Genomic DNA, 17698 nt, shown 5'->3' with positions numbered 1-17698 from the left:
AATGGTTGAATCGACGTGGACGGCGGGTCACTGAAGCTCGACGCATAGTTTTCACACAGCCCACTCAGAATCTACGCTCGTATCCGAACCCCTCTGAGCGCTTGACGTCCAGGCTTAGGTTGCTCCCTCCCGGGCCTGGCCAGGTTCGCCTGGTAAATGTGGTTACAGTCCTCCTACGAGGACTGCTCCACACCGTAAGCCCCAGAGGACAGATACTCATCGTGAGATTCTGAGGAGCATGTGTGATCTTTTGCGCCTCACTTCAGCTTTCGACCCGTCATATAGAGGGTTTACGGTCGAGGCGCTTAGCCTCTCAGGGGACCCCTAGCCCCCCGTCTAAGACCCGCCGTCCAATACAAAATTAATTTTTCAAGCTTAATAAAAGCTTCTTGAACACATAATCATGCGGCAGCATGCTGCGCATAGAATGAAAAGTTGTCCTCATTCTTTAAGTAGTTTCATAAGTAGAGGCATAAGCAAGTTCCCTGACTCAATAATCCCTAGACTTCCGTTTTTACATTCCTTTTCAGAGAATTTTTTAGCACTGTCAGGATGAATCTTTCCGCCAGCAATGAGGACGGGGACAGGATCATCGGTATGGGACATTTGCTCGCATGGGGTGGAATGGTCCGCTGTCACACAGAACAGAGTCTCTTGCAACCTCACATTCTCAAGTACTCTTCCAAAAAAGTACCTATCTATATCCGCTATGACTTGGATTTTCCTTTTATAGTCGCCGTCATGTCCAGGCTCATCCGGTCCTTTAAGATGAATGTAGAAGCAGTCATAATTCGAGATGGCGGAGAGAAGCTTACCTGCCCGTAAAATGCAGTCATCCTTGATATTGCCTGAAGGCGGGGGTATTTCGATAAGATGCATGCCGGCAAGCTTCGCAATTCCCCTCTCCACTGGCATATCCGCTAAACACGCGAATCTAACTTTATAATGCGCATTAATATCAAAGAACTTGGGTAATTCAGCACCCGCATCTCTTGATAATATCACATTTGCCTTGAGCATCCCATTTGAGGATCTTCTCATATTTACCGGATGATTCTCCAAGACTTCATGGCTCTTCCAGGTAAATTCATTAACTAACTGTGCAGATACCTTAGATGATTCGCTCTCATCAAGCGGTCGACAGTCTTCTAGGAAGGGTTCAACGTCCTTTTTAGCTATGCCTATCCCACCAACCTTTAGGTATGCTGGATCTGTATTAGTTATGTTCCCGGATAGAGGCATTGTTTTGCTTCGAATAACTAGGACGCCTCTATGCCCTAATGTATTTTTGAACTCGAACTCCGCAGAATGGGATGTTAGACTGACATTTTTATTTACGGCTTCCGATAGATGAGAAGCCTCCTCCGTCGTCAGATTTCTTCCAACCCTTCGATCGATTATCCTTCGATCATTGCCTAATGTTGCAAAATTGCATCTTAAGGCAAGGTCACCATCCATCATTTTCAAACCTGCCCCAACAGCTTCCAATGGTCCCCTTCCAACATGATACCTATATGGGTCATATCCGAGAATTGAGATTACGGCAACATCGCTTTCGGGAGCAATTCCTTTTCTGACACTATACATTAGGCCTACTTTACCGATGCTTGCTAAGAAGTCTAGGTTCGGAGTTTCAGCGTACTCTAATGGTGTTTGGTTGTCCAATACTTTGAGGGGAAGATCGCCTAAACCATCTATCACAACATAGATTAGCTTCAAATTCACCATCCCAGTATTTCTGATACTGAAAAGATAGCAACGACTATGAGATATAAAGCTTTACAGTCTCATCATAACAGACAAGATTTATATGATAAATGACGAATTTGCCCAATGAGAGGAGGATCTGAATTGCCTATTTTCCCAGCAAAATACTTAATCGATGTAGGCATCAGGGTTTTCGAGGCTGCAGGTGTCCCCGAGGATGAATCAAAGCTGATTGCTGATCTACTAGTTAGAGCAAACATGGTTGGACAGGATTCGCACGGTGTGATACGCATAATCCAATATGTAGATGCCATCCAGAAAGGTAAGGTGAAACCAGGCGCGCAGATCGAGGTTGTGAGAGAAACACCATCAACTGCGCTTATAAATGGAAACTGGGGTTTCGGGCAAGTTGTCGCAAAGAAATCTATGGAGATAGCCATCCAGAAGGCAAAAGAGAATGGTATAAGCACAGTTTGTGCCTTCAATCTTTATCACATAGGGAGACTGGCAGATTACACGGAGATGGCCTCAAAGTATAACATGATTGGCGTTGCGATGGTAAATTCGACTCGGATGGTGGCTCCTCATGGTGGAAGAGAGAGGGTGCTTAGTACCGCACCGTTAAGCTATGCTTTTCCAACCGGAAGTGGTATGCCCCTAATCCTCGATATGTCAACCAGCGCATGCGCTGAAGGAAAGATTAGAATTGCCTTACATAAAGGGGAAAAGTTGCCTCTGGGATATATTATAGATGGTGAAGGAAATTTATCAACTAATCCTGAAGACCTTTATAGGGGCGGAGCGATTCTTCCAATGGGAGGCGATATTGCTGGGCATAAAGGATTTGGTTTAGCGATTGTTGTAGAGATCCTCGCTGGCATCCTTTCGGGAGCTGGATGCGCCTACGAGGATGAGAAATTTGGCAATGGAGTCTTCTTTCAAGCAATAAATATCAGCAATTTCATGCAACCAGAAGAATTTAAAAGAAGAGTTGATGGTTTAATAAAAGCCGTAAAATCCTCTAAGCTTAGACCGGGATACAGTGAGATACTGATCCCCGGTGAATTAGAATACAGGATGCTGGAGAAAAGATCGAAAGAAGGGATATACGTGCCTGAGAGGACGTGGAAAGAGATTCAGGCGATTGCGGAAAGAGTAGGTGTAAATCTGCTTGACTGATGATTACAAGAGATTGTTGGGCAGGGTTTGCAACCTTCCATTATATATTGAATATTTGATGCTACGTTTTTTGTATTTTCGATGTCATGAAGAAGGGAATTTGTTCTCGAAATATCTAATATAACAGCATATACGGTTATGATGAAAAGATGTTTAACCTTTATTTGTCCAACATAAAGATGGTTTGGCTGCTATGGATTTCTCAGACATGATAGCTAACATTAATTCCATCATTAATTCATTCGAGAGGCAGGAGATCACCATAAAGAATCTTTTCATTGATGGGAAGATCTCTTATGGTACCTTCGAATTGCTTGAAAAAAGAATTAATGAGTTGCAGTCAATTTTATCCGATCTGAGGGATGCTTTGGAGAAAGAGGATCGTGAGATTAGATTGGTATCTTCTGAATGTGAAAAGGTTCTTGAATCATTGCTTGTTGATCTCCAATTAGATAAGTTTCTAGGCAAAATCGAAGATGCTGAATACACTCGTCTCAGCCAAATACTAGATGAAGGTCTCAATATTATGAGAAGTTCACAGTATCCGTTTCTTTTAGCCAGGTCTAAAGTGGTAAAGTATGATGATATAATTCAGGGCTCTATAAACTCTGTTGAAAGCGCTGAATTGCAGAAGAGTCTGTCTGATGAGATGTATAGAGAAGGGCCTGACAGTAAGAACGGTGTGGTGATCGATAAGATGAAATGTGAAGAAAATAAGAAATCCGTTCCAAAATCAAGGAGACAATTCTCTAATACCTCATCGAGGAGGATGGATCATTTACAATCAGTTATACACTGCATGAACCCATGGAATCCATACTGTAAGAACACAGATATCGAGTTGAGCATATTCTATGATGGACGCGAGACTCCAATATGTCATAGGTGCTGGGAGGAGATCTCAAAGAAGAACATAGAATGGTCAAATCTGTAGGGTTGACTCTCTACGAGCAGAATTTAACTGAACGTTATTCATATATTGGCAAATTATTTTTTTATGTGGTTGAAGCGCGGATGAATAGGCTAAAAATTACAATAAATACTGGGAGGACTATCGAACAGGGTTGCGCCAAGGAGCACGGAAAATTTTCCAACGAGTACTTATATAGCGTAGCGTTCTGTGAGATGAATCCTAAGGATATGGAGAAATTAGGTCTAAATGAAGATGATAATGTAAAGGTCACCACAGATCGGGGGTCGGTTGTATTAAGAGTAAAGAGATCTCAATTAGCATGCCCGGAAGGAACAGTCTTCATTCCTTATAGTCCATGGGCGAACATCATCTTAGGCTCTGACACGGATGCTACTGGGATGCCTATGTTAAAGGGGGCGGAAGCCGTGGTTGAGCCCACCAGGGAAAAGGTTCGCAGTCTCCTAGACCTACTTTCTCATATAGGCGAGTCTTGTATTAGGTGAGGTAAAAAATTTGGATATTATTCGGAGTGTCGTATGCCCTGTATGTGGATGTCTATGCGATGATATAGAAGCTAAAGTCGAAAATGACCGGATATGCGGTGTCATAAATGCATGTGCTTTGGGAGCCGCTAAATTTGAAAATCATTTGAGAAACAGGAATTTTGTTCCTCTGGTAAGGGTTGGTGACCAGCTCGTAAAGACTTCAATAGATAAAGCAATTAAAAGGAGCGCTGAAATACTGGCCAGTTCTTCATATCCAGTTCTTTATGGTTGGAGTTGCACTAGCTGCGAGGCGATACAAGCAGGTCTAGAGTTAGCTGAAGAGATAGGAGGGTTAGTTGACAACACAACTTCCGTATGTCATGGCCCATCAATTCTTGCAATGCAGGAAGTTGGGCTTCCAAGCTGCACTTTGGGACAGATCCGCCATAGAGCCGACCTGATAATTTACTGGGCGTGTAATCCTTGGAGTTCCCATCCACGCCATATTGAGCGGTACACTGCGTTTTCAGAGGGCAGATTTAGAAGGAGCGTCTGGAGACGCTTTTATCTAAAACTGCAATCCAGTTCATTTAAAAAGAAGATTTCCAGAGTATCCGAGCTATTCTTTAAGCCGAGATCAGAGTTAGTGCCCGAGAAGAAAGTGTCAAATTTCCCCTCTCCATCAGCCGTAGAGAGGAGAGTGGTGGTGGTAGATGTTAGAAGAACCATGTCTGCAGAGATGGCTGACTATTTTCTACAGGTAAGACCTGGTGGGGACTACGAGGTTCTTCAGGCTTTACGTGCCTTAGTTAGAGATGAAGATCTAGATGTCGAAGAGGTCTCTGGAATTCCCTTGGAGGTTCTTGAAGAGGTGGCTGATATGATGATTAGTTGCAACTTTGGGGTCATATTTTTCGGCTTAGGCCTTACTATGAGCAGAGGAAGGTCTATGAATGTAGAGGCGGCGATAAAGTTGACAAGGGAGCTTAATAAAAGAACAAAATTTGTGATCATGCCGATGAGAGGTCACTTCAATGTCTCTGGCGCAAACACCGTTTTCACTTGGCAGACCGGCTTCCCCTACGCTGTGGATTTTTCTCATGGTTTCCCGCGATATAACCCAGGTGAAACTTCAGTCATAGACGTACTGCGAAGAGGAGACTCGGACGCAGCCCTTATTGTGGCAGCAGACCCTGTCTCAAGTTTTCCACAAGAGGCTGTTTCCCATCTGCTCAAAACCCCCCTCATTGTGATCGATCCATGTTTTTCCCCAACGGCAGCCATGGCGGATGTGGTTATACCGTCTGCCATTGCCGGAATAGAGGCTGAAGGAACAGCCTATAGAATGGATCACGTGCCCCTCCCACTCAGAAGGATTGTAAATCCTCCTCCAGGATGCTTGCCTGACGAGCAAATTATCAGGATGATCCTGAAAGAGGTTAGAAGGTTGAAAGGAAAACGCTGAGAACATCAAAAATCGCAAATCTGCCCAAAAGTTTATTTTTTCCTCGGAAATGTGAACACAGCTAGTATGCATGGACCATTCAAAAAGATTTATGATCAAATCTATAAATTCGTCCAGAAAGAATCGAGCAATAATAGAACTATCGGAATCGTCCTGTTTGGCAGCTATGCGAGGGGCAATATTAATTCTAACAGTGACATCGATCTACTTATCATTGAAGAATCTCCGAGTATAACATCTCAAAAAATATTGGTGGAAGATAAAATATTACATGTTCATCGTTGGCCCGTCAACGTCTTTAACCGCCTGTTTGTCGCCGATTTCCATAACCCATATTCAGGCGCCTTCTGCCTTGATGTTGTGAGAAGTTGCAGAATTTTGTATGACCCGAAAGGGGTAGTGAAATCTTATAAAAAGCATGTAGATGCCATTTCTTTCCCCTCCCTGTACACTTTATTCTTTCTGAGAAAGGCTGAAAAAAGGCTTTATCATGCTCAAGCTTTTATGAGTAAAGGGTGTCTGGAACGCGCAGAGCTTCTCGCTAGGAAAGCTTCGGAGGATTTAGGGAGAGCGTACCTCCTAAAAAATGGTTCTCCACAAATTTTCCCAGCAAAGTTTTTTGCCCCCAAACTAAGACAGATTTCACCTGATTTCTGGGAGATATTTGCTGAAGTTAACAATATTGAGGATGTGGGTATGAGCGATGTAGAGGATCCCTTTTATAAGGTCCTGGAAGAAAATTACGAGTTGCTGCTCAAATCCAAAGGAAATAAATGTCCTGAACTTTTCAGATGCATTGATGTGGCTAACAATGAAATTCTCAACGCTCGAGATTGTCTTGAAAACAGGGACTTCGCGGCAGCAATGTTACAGATCAGGTATGCCGCTACGGTTCTAATTCGCTTAATTATGGGATGCGACAATCTTAAGAATGAATGCTGTGAAGACCCTCTTGGCGCATTACCAAACTCAGGAAGAGTTGAGCATAAAGTCAGAGAGATGTTAGAATTGGCTGTTCAGATTCGTGGGGAAAAGTCATCTCTAAGAGATGAAATAGAGATCTTAAGAGATTTCGCAAAAAATCTTGAGAATGAGTTAGGTTGTTACTATAAGAGTGTGCACGGTCTCCGTTGCGCTTAAGTATTGGAGCAGGCACATTTAATCTGATTCCGGAGGTGTGTCAAACTCGGAAAAGTACTTGTTACCGCGGCTTGGCCTTACATCAATCACATTCCTCACCTAGGTAATCTGCTGCCAATTCTCTCTGCAGACGTCATCGCACGTTATCATAGGCTTAAAGGAGACGAAGTTCTATTCGTCAGCGGATCTGACGAGCATGGAACACCTATAGAGGTGGAGGCTTTAAGGCAGAACATTTCACCTAGAGAGCTAACGGATCGAAATCACAATCTCGTAGTCTCCCTATTCGAGAAATGGAGAATATCATTCGACAATTACACGAGAACGGAGAGCGAGATTCACAAAGAATTTGTTAAAGAATTGTTTTTGAAGATTGAAAAGAATGGTTACATCTTTAAGAAAGAGACCGAGCTTCCATATTGCTTGAAGTGTGAAAGATTCTTACCCGATAGGTTTGTTGAGGGAAAATGCCCACATTGCGGATATGAAAGAGCTCGTGGAGATCAGTGTGAGCAATGTGGAAGACTGTTAGAACCGACAAAGCTAGTTGAATCTAGATGCACAATTTGCGGGGCAAAGCCTGAAGTTAGAGAGGTAATTCATTGGTATTTTGACATGCCACAATTCAGTCAGCAGTTAATGAGTTATATAGAGAACAACAGGCAGCTTCCGGACAATGCGCGAAATTTCAGTCTAAACATTATACGGGAGGGTTTGAAGCCAAGACCCGTAACAAGGGACAATAAATGGGGAATACCGGCGCCATTCAAGGGTTCTGAGGACAAAACCATTTATGTTTGGTTCGACGCTGTCTTGGGATATATATCTGCGACAATCGAGTACTACAAGAAGCGTGGGGAAGAGGAAAAATGGAGAGAATACTGGTTTAACAGGGAGACAAAAACTCTCTTCTTTATAGGGAAAGATAACATACCGTTTCATACGCTTATATTTCCAGCGCTTTTGCTTGCTACTCATGAGGGATATAATCTGCCCTGGAATGTGAGTACAAACGAGTGGCTTATATTTGAAGGGCAAAAATCGTCGAAGAGCAGGAGGATTGGAATATGGATCGACGAGGCTCTCAAATTGTTTCCAGTTGACTATTGGAGATATACTCTTATAGCCATTCGACCGGAAACCAGAGACTCAAACTTTACATGGGAAATTTTCCTTGAGAAGGTTAATGGCGACCTAAATGATACTCTAGGAAACTTCATTCATAGAACCCTAACTTTTATTAATTCTTTTTATGGCGGTGTTATTCCACAGCCTCGTAATCTGGATGAACATGATAACTCCATTCTTCGAAAAATCGCTGCGACTTGGAGTAATGTTGGGGCAGCACTTGACGGATTTAAGCTTCAATCAGCTCTTCATGAGATAATTGAGCTAAGCAGGGAAGGCAATAAGTATCTGAATGAGAAACAGCCTTGGAAGGCTATGAAGACGGACCCCCAAACTGCTGCCAACGTCCTATATGTTTCAGCACAAATTGTTAAAGCCATGTCTATTCTTCTAGAACCATTTATTCCCTCAACAGCTGAAAGGCTGCGTTATCTTCTTAACATTCCTAAAGAAGGGTCGTGGGAAGATGCGATCGAACCTCTTCAAGTGGGTCACAAGATTAAAGAGAGTGAACCGTTATTCCATAAGATTGAAGCGTCTCAAAAGGAGCTAGACTCAATGCTTGAAAAGATCAGATCTCTAGAAAAGAAAGTGCCTTTTGAGCAGTTTATGAGTATTGATATGCGAATTGGGAAGATATTGAGAGTTGAGAAGGTTCCGAAATCAGATAACCTGCTCAAGATAACGGTTGATGTTGGGGAAGGCGAGCCGAAGATAGCTGTTGCAGGAATAGCGAGATATTATAGTCCTGAAGAACTTATTGGACGGCAGATAGCCGTTGTAACAAACCTGGAACCTAAGAAGGTGTTCGGAATTCAGTCGGAAGTTATGATTCTTGCTGCTGAAGATGGAGAAAAAGTAGCGATACTTAAGCCTGAAAAAGATGTCAAGCCTGGTAGCAGAGTAAGATGACGCTGGGTTGACAAAACTTAGTGGTATCCATTTTGCTACTTAAGATCGATCTTCATGTCCACACGTGCTACTCACATGATTGCGCAACATCTCTCAAAGACGTTCTTCTCTTCGCAAAGAGAAACGGTCTAAATGGAGTGGCAATTACGGATCATGATACAATAGAAGGAGCGATCAGACTGGTCGAAATGAAAGATACCGACGGCATCATAGTCTTGCCTGGGATAGAGGTGTCTACACTTCAAGGGCATATTTTAGGCATAAATTTAAGGACAAATATACCCTCGCACCAAGATATAACAGAAACTGTGAAAATGATTCATGAGGCTGGGGGCATAGCCATAGCTGCGCACCCATCAGCAATATATAAGAATGGTGTGGGATTAAGAAAGAACCTTATTTCCTTTGGCATCGACGCAATCGAGGTTATAAACTCACAAGCATTCCCATTCTCTCTCCTTACTTATCTCAATAGAAGGCTCGCTAGTAAGTATTCTCTTCCACAGACAGGTGGAAGCGACTCTCACATTCCAGAAACAATAGGGCTCAGCTATACGTTACTAGGCGTCGATGCTAAGTGCGCTGATTCAGACATGATAACGGATGCCATTAAGAATAAATTGGCAATACCGTTTGGGAGGGCGGCGCCTCTAACTCTTAATATAAAAAAGAGGTTAAAACGTATAAAAAAGAGTGGCTGCTGATGTTTGCTAGATGTGACACAAGCTTATGTTAGGCTTTAAGGTTTGAGGCATATCTTCTTCAGAGTTTAGGTCGTATACTTCACGCGCGGCGGAACCATAACCACTAAGTAAATATTTCGATTGAACCCCAGTCATCACTAATGTAACTTTTAGTGTGCCGGCGAGGTTGGGATTAACTCTTGCTCCCCATATGACCAGAGCATCCTCACTCATCATTTGTGTGACTATTTCGCCTACCCTATTTGCTTCATCAATTGTCATATCTTCGTCTCCAGACACGTGTATGAGTGCGCCCTTTGCACCCGTGAAATCCACATCTAAGAGAGGCATCCTTAAAGCCTTTTGAACAGCCTCTTCAGCCCTATTTGGTGCATCGGATTGACCGATCCCTGCGACTGCTACCCCGCCCTTCTTGATTATTGTTCTGAAATCTGCAAAGTCTAGATTTATTAGACTGGGCGCGGTTATGGTTTCACTTATACCTGCAATCATATTAGCTAATACATTATCTCCTACTTTGAAAGCTTCGTTGATAGGAAGTTGTGGTACAAGGCGCATTAACTTATTATTATCAATAACTATAACTGTGTCACATTCCTTTCTCAGTTCGCTGAGACCTTTAATGGCATAGGCGATTCTTCCCCGCTCAATCTTGAAGGGCATTGTCACAACTCCAATAACAATTGCCCCCTTTTCTCGAGCCATTTTAGCCACTATTGGTGAAGCACCTGTCCCTGTTCCACCACCCATCCCTGCAGTTATGAAGGCGATGTCTACGCCTTCAAGGATCTTCGATACTTGCTCTGCAGATTCTTCAATTGCAGCCCTTCCTATTTCAGGGTCGCCTCCTGAGCCTAGGCCGCGCGTCAGCTTCTCGCCGATAAGAATCTTCTGTTTGGCGTGAATAGCCCTCAAATGCTGCATGTCTGTATTAATTGCAACGCACTCCGCGCATGTTACTCCGGATTCCATCAATCGACTTACGGTGTTATTGCCCGCTCCGCCTACTCCGATGACCATAATTCGGCATTGTCCCGGTTCTCTGACACCCTCCGGAATACTATCATCCCAGGCTAGCTGAAAGACTTTATCAGCTATCTTTGGCATTTTTTTCTCTTCCCCAGAGTTCCATGGCGATCAAGTCCCGTATCGCAACTCTGATTGCTTCCGCTCTATGTGGATAATATCGTTTTGTCACAAGCTCATCGAGTGCCTCAAGGTATGGCTCGGGAAGGTATATTGTTATTAACTTCATGTTCATCACCGGAGAATACTCACGAGATTCTTTTCATAAATGTGTACATAATATGATTTAATTATGTTTTAATCATGAACGTTACATTAATATATATAATTTTCTATAACGTTCTTTTGGTACCATATCACGATTATATGCAAATATTTTGATTTCACATAGTATTTTGTCAAGATTTATGCAACTTTGAGTTGCGCGCTATATTTAAGAGAATGTGCCCTTTTAAGATCTTGAGGAATTTGAGGGGTCTGCAGAACCGGTTGAATCAAGATATTATGCCGACTTATACTGGCAAATGTTGTTGGAAGGATAGAAGCGTTTATGTGGAAAGCTATGGCTGCGCAGCAAATAGGTTTGATCTTGAAATTATGCTATACCACCTTTTCAGAGAAGGATACCATCTTGTGCAAGATCCTACTTCTGCGAGCTTGATTCTAATGAATACGTGTGGAGTTAAGAAGCCTACTGAGGATAAAATTCTTCAGAGATTATCCCTTCTTAGTAAATTGGGAAGACCGATTGTTATTTCGGGATGTCTGCCTAAAATAGACTATGAAGGACTTGTCAAAGTTGCACCAGATTTTTCAGCAATGCTGGATCCTTGGAGCGTTGATAGGATAATTGAAGTTGTCAGATCGGCTGAAAGTGGTGAGAAAAATCGAATCTTCTTTTCAGATGAGCCTACAACTAAGATTTATCAGCCTAAGATAAGAATTAATCCATGCGTCGAGATCATTTCTGTCTCCGAAGGATGTACGGGGGCCTGTGCTTTCTGTTGTGTAAGGTTTGCTAGAGGTAAGCTTTTTTCATATCCAAAGGAGGCGATCGTGGAAAGAGTTAGGGAGGCTGTTTCTGAAGGGGTTAAAGAGATTTGGTTAACCTCCCAGGACATGGGCGCCTATGGATTAGATAATGGAGCATACATGCCCACATTATTGGATGAGATATGCCAGATTAATGGAAAGTTTTTCTGCAGGGTTGGGATGATGAATCCGGATAACGTCATGAGGATGCTGGATGATTTAATCAGCTCGTTCAAGCATGAAAAGATTCTTAAATTTTTGCATATTCCAGTCCAGAGCGGAGATGATGAGATATTAAGAAGGATGAACAGAAAATACAGGGTTGAGGACTTCAAAAAGATAGTTTGGTCTTTCAGAAAGGAAATTCCTGATATAACAATCTCCACAGATGTTATCTGCGGTTTCCCGGGAGAAAGTAGAGAAGCATTCCAGAATACAGTTAAGCTTATTTTGGAGGTTCAACCTGATGTAGTGAACATCTCGAAATTCTATCCAAGACCAAAAACGCCAGCGGCTGAAATGGAGCAGATAGATCGGGCTGAGGTTAATTATAGGAGCCGAAGTCTCGTTGCCATCGTCAAGGAGGTATCCTTGAGAAATAATCTCCGGTGGATAGGCTGGGAGGGGGAGATTCTAGTTGATGAAAAAGGCAAAGGTTTATCATGGGTTGGTAGAAACTATGCATACAAGCCTATAGTTGTGAAATGTGATGGTAACCTGCTTGGAAGATTTGTAAGGGTGAGAGTTATAGAAGCCCGCCCTACTTACCTTGAGGCTGAGATTATCAACTAATCTAATTGAGGCGTTCAGCAGATGAGTTTTGGATGAACCGCGAATCGCTAACAAGATTCATAAGAGCCGTTGATGTAAAAGATCAAGATGCGGTGAACCATCTAATGAGCAAGGAAGATGTAAACGTTCAAATAAAATTTGAACCTTACCGGGAGATTGTTATTCTTCAGATGAATAGATTTGATTCGCCGGAAGAATTGGCTAGATTCGTATCTATCGCCGCTGGTGGGAAGGCATCTGGACTATACTGGGCTGAGGGGGTGGCATTCCTCTATTTTGTAATCCCCCCGACAACTAATGTTGCGGCAAAAGCATTAATCGAGGAGGGACGTGTCTACTGGTCTCTTGTTAGCTACGCTCATATGCCAAAATTTCAGCCGATAATAGAGACTAAAGAGAAGATAATGGTTCCCTTGATAGATGTTTCCTCGGATCCTATTATGAATAGGGCGGCAAGGTGGCTCAAAGAAGAGGGATGAAAATGGCAATCTTCATTTGGGGATCAGGTTGAAGATAGGGGTTCTTACGCGCAACGAGGATTCTTGGTGCACTACCCAGCTTATAGCTTCGCTTAAGAAGCGAGGCATTACGCCATTATGCTTCAGTTTTCATGATCTTCAGGCTCGTATTCAACTTAAACCTGAGGTTAAAATGAGAGATATTGATCTACTTAGGGACTTGAAAGCGATTATTGTCAGGCCTATCGGTCGAGGGTCATTAGAAGAAATAATATTTAGGCTGGATGTTCTTCATAGGCTTTCTAGGCTTGGGCTGTACATTCTAAACTCACCTGCAGCTATTGAGAGGTGTGTTGACAAATATTATGCGCTGACACTTTTGGAGGAGGCTGGTATTCCTGTTCCAAGAACAGTGGTAACAGAGGATGCGGGAAGCGCGTTAACAGCCTTCAAAGAGCTTGGATGCGACGTTGTGGTTAAACCGATATTCGGCTCTAGAGGAATAGGCTCGGCTAGAGTCTCAGACGTTGATATTGCTGAGAGGATTTTTAGAAGTCTGGAGTTTCATCATCAAGTTATTTATATTCAAGAGTATCTTCCGCATGGCAACTATGACTATCGGCTTTTTGTGGTGGGAAATAAAATTGCGGCCTCTATGCGTAGGGTTTCGGACTGCTGGAAAACGAATATAAGCCGGGGCGCTAAGCCGGTTCCATGCGAACCATCCAGCCAAATTAAGTCCTTGGCGTTGAAATCTGCGGAAATAGTCAACTGCGAGGTTTCGGGCATAGATATTCTGGAAACTGAACAAGGGCCATTTGTAATTGAAATTAACAGTCAACCCGGCTGGAGAGGGTTGCAGTCAGTAACTAACATTAATATTGCAGATCAGATAGTTAATTACCTCCTTACAAAGGTGTCGTGAAAAATTAAAGGATAAGAAGGATAAGTTATTGAGAAAGACTGCAATAATCCTTGCTGGAGGCTCCTCTGAACGGTTCGGCCAAGAGAAGGGGCTCGTAGAATTTTCTGGCAAACCTCTAATCCTTAGAGTAATAGAGAGAATAGAGGGCGTGGCTGAAGAGATAATTGTTGTAGTTAGATCTGAGGATCAAAAGCGTCTTTACTCGCCGATTCTTGGTTCGAGAATAGAAATCTTTCTGGACATGGGTGCCCCAGGAGGTCCGCTAACTGGAGCGTTGACAGGTTTTTCGAATGCTGCCGGAGAGTACTCTCTCCTACTCCCCTGCGATACCCCATTCATATCGAAAGATGTGATAGACTTGATGTTCGAGATATCATCAAACGTGGATGCTGTGATTCCGAGGTGGCCGAACGGCTATATTGAGCCACTTCAGGCTGTGTATAAGACGAATTCGGCGCTGGTGGCTGGCATGAACGCTGTAAGGAGGGGAGATGTCAGACTCCAGGCAATGGTCTCATTACTTCGCAGGGTCAGGTATCTCTCTACGCTCGTTATAAAAGGTATTGATCCAAGCCTACTCACATTTTTCAACATTAACACGAAAGCGGATCTTAGGAGAGCTGAGAGCATCATGAAGAATTCGATGAGTAGATAATTTGCGGTTAATAGAAAAGGGCTTTTTCCCTTGGCCAAACAAGCTCTCTTGCCGAAGATTCCTCGCTTCTCACGTATCTATATCCACGAATTATCGCTGCCGGTATACCCTCATTTGCTTGACCTATAACAAGCTCGGCAGCGGAGGCAAGCTCATCGGCAACCGCGGTCTGCTTAATTCTCAACATGTAACCAAATAAATCAAACTCTCCCCTTCTATCTCTTATAGGTTTCATACCCGATATCCCCACCGCGACATTTATTTCTCCTCGTCTCAAAGCCCGTCCATGAGTGTCGGATATTATGACCGCCACGTCTTTTCCAGTAATCTCTCTTATCCTTCTGCGGATATTCCTAGCTGACCTGTCAGGATCCTCTGGCAGTGGCGTAACATTCCTTTCTCCGGGAACGTTTGATTTGTCAACACCAGCATTAGCGCATATAAAGCCATGTTTGGTCTCGGCTATTATGTGTCCATCCCTCATGCGGATAATTGATTTAGCTTCACGGAGAACAACCTCCACATGCGCTGGATCTCTGCCATATTCGGCCGCAATCCTCTTAGCAAAATCTGAGGGCACAATCTCATCTAGGTTTATTATGTTATTTTCCGCTCTCGAGACGACCACGTGAGTTACGACAATGATATCCCCATCTTCTATTGGCGTGCTCTGCTTTTCAGCAGCCTTGCAGATTAGTTCCCCAAGATCGTCGCCTGGCTGAATGATTGGTAGCCCCAGTATCGGAATTATCTTAATCTCCTGGATATTGCATCTCCCCTATTCATTCATATCGAAGATCCAATAATGTTTAGTCAGAGCTCTTAAAATTTTTGAGCTTTGCCATTCTAATTATTCGCTTTTGTTATGCAGCTTTTTGAAAGATGAAAAGTGTTATTGAGTGTGCGGGCAAAATATAATCAAAATTATTCCCCTGCATTTCTACTTCTGCACTTCTTATTTTAATTTCTTCTCTATTATTCCAGCTATTTTTGGAAAGGTAGTGTGCGCCATTTAGAGTTCTAACGCTAACCGATCTTTCGGCGGTAAAACTATGCAGTCTAATAGAAGTTCTTATATCCTGGCTTGGGTGGAAGTTCGTTATTATTAATGAGAGTGAGTTCCTATTTTCGTTTATTAATCCAACCGCGTCGATAAAAGGTACGTTCATTACTGCAGGTATCTCCGGAGGTGCACTGGAGACATTGAATGTTGGAGTCAACACTTTGATCCTGACTGGCCATCTGCCCGGCTGCATCGAATAGATCTGCTGAGCAAGTGAGGCCGGCGTTTGATATGTGATCTCACGTTCTTTTCTTAGGCCGCCTCCAAACCACATTAAGGAACTGTGAGTGACTATCTCAATGAATCCATGCATGTTAATCGCGGAGTTCATTAAACCACTGTAGAAGAGGGCCTCCAACAAGGTCTCAGAGATATCTAAGTCTCTTCCGCCCTGAATCTCTGTTATCGCAATCTTTGGGTCACTAAGCCTCTTTTTCAATTCTGTCCGAATATCATCCAGATGATTCCTAAGCCAAAATGTATACGCGACCGCCCTCAGATAGTCGGTCTCCGTATTTCCAACCCATATCAGATAGTGTCTTGAGAGTGAGCGTACCTTCTCCCCGTTTCTATTTATGAGCGCGGTATCCCATGGATACCATTCCCTCCAAACCATTGCACGATCCCATCCTCCATTCGCAATGAATTTGATGTTTGGGTCCTTCGCGGACATAGCCCTATGAAACCTCTCGTACCTCTCTGCATACTGCTCAGCAGTACAGTAGCCTCTCTGCCAAGATCCATAAAGCTCGTTACCTATCTCCCAATACTTCACATTATAAGGCTCCGGATGCCCATTCTCTGCTCTTAACCTGCCATATGTCGTATTTAGATCACCGTTGCAATATTCAACCCAATCCGCCGCCTCCTCTGGTGTACCGTCTCCGGCATTCACGCAGATCAATGGTTCTGCCCCAACCAATTTACAAAATCTTATGAACTCGTCTGTGCCTACGTGATTGTATTCTGGAATGTTCCATGCCTCATTCAATCGTATTGACCGTTTCTCTATAGGGCCGACGCCGTCTTTCCAGTGGTACTGTGAGGCGAAATTTCCTCCAGGCCAACGGATCATCTTTATTCCTGACTCCCTAAGCATCCTGATAACATCTGGGTCGAATCCATCGATGTTGTCATCTGGGAACAGGAAACAATTATCAATGTTAACGTAGCCTGGGCTGTCTAATGTTAAAGAGAATAGCAGGAGCTCACCAAAATGTTCCGAATCTGATATTGTCAAGTTCAGTTCGTACTTAGTCCATTCTGCGCTTATGTCCTCAACAAGGGCTTCAGCCAAAACGGTTTGCTGCGTTGTCTCAACGGTAATAAGTAACCTGTCAGCCTTACCCCTCAACCATAAGCTCAGATTGTAGCCTTTGGTTCTGTGAAGAGGCATGTAGATCGATTGCCGAATTCCAACTTTTTGCGTTAAAAGAGAATTGACCCTTATAAGTTGTGACGTACCTGGACCTATAGATTCGCTACTGAGACCGTATATTACCTGTCCATCGCCGAAACGCTCCCACCTATATGCTACGGTTTCGTTAATGCCGGTCAATCCGAAAAATTCTCTCTTCTCGAATCCAGGGTTATCGAGAATTTGCGCCCATATACCATGATAGATGCAACCTGCGAAGCTGCTACTACCATGGTGTTCAAGAAACTTTCCGAAGAGATACTCTGATATAGGCTCTGCTGCAACATCCGTAACGTTCACGTCAATCGAAGCGAGAAGCTCTGCAGTATAGGAGTATTCAACAAATCCTACACTATAAAACATATGGCCTTCAACCTTTGTCTGCGGAAGATAAACGAGGTATATTATGATCCCGCCTAAAAGGATAACCATACACAATATAGCCCAAACTTTCACACTCGCCCTCAAACTTCATCTCTCGCGATTAACGGTTCGAAATGGATACTACAGCTTTCATTTTTTGAAACATCAATAAAAATTGTGTTATTGTTAGATTGAGAATAGCGGAGGTCCAAGAAACTAGCGGTTCTATCTATACCATTTTGGTAGCGGGGGGTCGATTTGAACGACCGATCTCTGGGTTATGAGCCCAGCGGGTTAAACCTGGCTACCCCACCCCGCTACATCAAGTTGAAGA

At 43.3% G+C, this 17698-nt stretch carries 15 protein-coding genes, 1 tRNA gene, 1 other RNA gene and 1 pseudogene; 11 read left to right on the top strand and 7 right to left on the bottom strand.

Annotated features, from left to right (window positions below):
* Nucleotides 1-20: 20 nt before the first annotated feature.
* Together ffs and NZ952_03225 are read right to left on the bottom strand one after the other, a co-directional pair.
* Nucleotides 21-349, bottom strand: an RNA gene (gene ffs / locus NZ952_03230) — signal recognition particle sRNA.
* A gap of 92 nt (nucleotides 350-441) precedes the next feature.
* Entirely contained in the window at nucleotides 442-1719 is a 1278-nt protein-coding gene (locus tag NZ952_03225; GenBank protein ID MCS7120196.1) for an alkaline phosphatase family protein, read from the bottom strand.
* 132 nt (nucleotides 1720-1851) lie between these two features.
* On the opposite strand from NZ952_03225, the gene NZ952_03220 reads away from it, so the two are divergent.
* The 7 genes and pseudogenes from NZ952_03220 to NZ952_03190 all read left to right on the top strand — a co-directional run bounded on the left by NZ952_03220 (nucleotide 1852) and on the right by NZ952_03190 (nucleotide 9633).
* A complete protein-coding gene (locus NZ952_03220; protein ID MCS7120195.1) occupies nucleotides 1852-2886 on the top strand; it encodes an Ldh family oxidoreductase in 1035 nt (344 codons plus the stop codon).
* 193 nt (nucleotides 2887-3079) lie between these two features.
* Nucleotides 3080-3820: a hypothetical protein gene (locus tag NZ952_03215; GenBank protein MCS7120194.1), complete on the top strand. Its 741-nt coding sequence runs from the start codon at nucleotides 3080-3082 to the stop codon at nucleotides 3818-3820.
* Nucleotides 3805-4302: a hypothetical protein gene (locus tag NZ952_03210; protein ID MCS7120193.1), complete on the top strand. Its 498-nt coding sequence runs from the start codon at nucleotides 3805-3807 to the stop codon at nucleotides 4300-4302. Before NZ952_03215 ends, NZ952_03210 begins: the two co-directional genes overlap by 16 nt.
* Nucleotides 4303-4312: 10 nt before the next feature.
* Nucleotides 4313-5749: a molybdopterin-dependent oxidoreductase gene (locus NZ952_03205; protein MCS7120192.1), complete on the top strand. Its 1437-nt coding sequence runs from the start codon at nucleotides 4313-4315 to the stop codon at nucleotides 5747-5749.
* Between the two features lie 66 nt (nucleotides 5750-5815).
* On the top strand, nucleotides 5816-6889 hold the full coding sequence (locus tag NZ952_03200; protein ID MCS7120191.1) for a nucleotidyltransferase domain-containing protein: 1074 nt from the start codon (nucleotides 5816-5818) through the stop codon (nucleotides 6887-6889).
* A 45-nt stretch (nucleotides 6890-6934) separates the two neighbouring features.
* Nucleotides 6935-8929 (top strand): annotated as a pseudogene (gene metG, locus NZ952_03195) (methionine--tRNA ligase).
* Nucleotides 8930-8961: 32 nt separating this feature from the next.
* Nucleotides 8962-9633: a CehA/McbA family metallohydrolase gene (locus tag NZ952_03190; GenBank protein MCS7120190.1), complete on the top strand. Its 672-nt coding sequence runs from the start codon at nucleotides 8962-8964 to the stop codon at nucleotides 9631-9633.
* Nucleotides 9634-9639: 6 nt separating this feature from the next.
* Here NZ952_03190 and ftsZ read toward each other — a convergent pair whose 3' ends face one another.
* On the bottom strand, nucleotides 9640-10740 hold the full coding sequence (gene ftsZ, locus NZ952_03185) for a cell division protein FtsZ (GenBank protein MCS7120189.1): 1101 nt from the start codon (nucleotides 10738-10740) through the stop codon (nucleotides 9640-9642).
* Nucleotides 10724-10888 (bottom strand): ribbon-helix-helix domain-containing protein, encoded by a 165-nt coding sequence (locus NZ952_03180; GenBank protein MCS7120188.1) that lies wholly within the window; start codon nucleotides 10886-10888, stop codon nucleotides 10724-10726. Before NZ952_03180 ends, ftsZ begins: the two co-directional genes overlap by 17 nt.
* Before the next feature lie 260 nt (nucleotides 10889-11148).
* Here NZ952_03180 and NZ952_03175 point away from each other — a divergent pair, with 260 nt between their 5' ends.
* Genes NZ952_03175 through NZ952_03160 form a run of 4 tightly spaced genes read left to right on the top strand, consistent with a single transcriptional unit; the run spans nucleotide 11149 to nucleotide 14521 of the window.
* Nucleotides 11149-12483: a tRNA (N(6)-L-threonylcarbamoyladenosine(37)-C(2))-methylthiotransferase gene (locus tag NZ952_03175; protein MCS7120187.1), complete on the top strand. Its 1335-nt coding sequence runs from the start codon at nucleotides 11149-11151 to the stop codon at nucleotides 12481-12483.
* Nucleotides 12484-12515: 32 nt separating this feature from the next.
* The gene (locus tag NZ952_03170; GenBank protein MCS7120186.1) at nucleotides 12516-12962 is read left to right on the top strand and encodes a hypothetical protein; all 447 of its coding nucleotides are present in this window, start codon (nucleotides 12516-12518) and stop codon (nucleotides 12960-12962) included.
* A gap of 28 nt (nucleotides 12963-12990) precedes the next feature.
* Nucleotides 12991-13866 carry a RimK family alpha-L-glutamate ligase gene (locus tag NZ952_03165; GenBank protein MCS7120185.1) on the top strand — a complete coding sequence of 292 codons (876 nt, stop codon included), beginning with the start codon at nucleotides 12991-12993 and terminating at the stop codon, nucleotides 13864-13866.
* A 28-nt stretch (nucleotides 13867-13894) separates the two neighbouring features.
* Entirely contained in the window at nucleotides 13895-14521 is a 627-nt protein-coding gene (locus NZ952_03160; GenBank protein MCS7120184.1) for a molybdenum cofactor guanylyltransferase, read from the top strand.
* A gap of 7 nt (nucleotides 14522-14528) precedes the next feature.
* On the opposite strand, the gene cofE is transcribed toward NZ952_03160, so the two are convergent.
* The 3 genes from cofE to NZ952_03145 all read right to left on the bottom strand — a co-directional run bounded on the left by cofE (nucleotide 14529) and on the right by NZ952_03145 (nucleotide 17683).
* A complete protein-coding gene (gene cofE / locus NZ952_03155) occupies nucleotides 14529-15287 on the bottom strand; it encodes a coenzyme F420-0:L-glutamate ligase (GenBank protein ID MCS7120183.1) in 759 nt (252 codons plus the stop codon).
* 97 nt (nucleotides 15288-15384) lie between these two features.
* Nucleotides 15385-17469: a hypothetical protein gene (locus NZ952_03150; protein MCS7120182.1), complete on the bottom strand. Its 2085-nt coding sequence runs from the start codon at nucleotides 17467-17469 to the stop codon at nucleotides 15385-15387.
* A gap of 135 nt (nucleotides 17470-17604) precedes the next feature.
* Nucleotides 17605-17683 (bottom strand) — tRNA-Met (locus tag NZ952_03145).
* Between the last annotated feature and the right edge of the window lie 15 nt (nucleotides 17684-17698).

Source organism: Candidatus Bathyarchaeota archaeon (assembly GCA_025059045.1).
In the GTDB taxonomy this organism is placed as follows: Archaea; Thermoproteota; Bathyarchaeia; order Bathyarchaeales; family DTEX01; genus JANXEA01.
The sequence above is the reverse complement of the archived record's forward strand: the minus strand, read 5'-3'. Positions and strand labels throughout refer to the sequence as shown.

Coding starts and splice junctions, on each gene's coding strand:
- NZ952_03200 (MCS7120191.1), top strand. CDS start 5,816: ATGCATGGACCATTCAAAAAGATTTATGATCAAATCTATAAATTCGTC.
- NZ952_03210 (MCS7120193.1), top strand. CDS start 3,805: ATGGTCAAATCTGTAGGGTTGACTCTCTACGAGCAGAATTTAACTGAA.
- NZ952_03180 (MCS7120188.1), bottom strand. CDS start 10,888: ATGAAGTTAATAACAATATACCTTCCCGAGCCATACCTTGAGGCACTC.
- NZ952_03170 (MCS7120186.1), top strand. CDS start 12,516: ATGAACCGCGAATCGCTAACAAGATTCATAAGAGCCGTTGATGTAAAA.
- NZ952_03215 (MCS7120194.1), top strand. CDS start 3,080: ATGGATTTCTCAGACATGATAGCTAACATTAATTCCATCATTAATTCA.
- ftsZ (MCS7120189.1), bottom strand. CDS start 10,740: ATGCCAAAGATAGCTGATAAAGTCTTTCAGCTAGCCTGGGATGATAGT.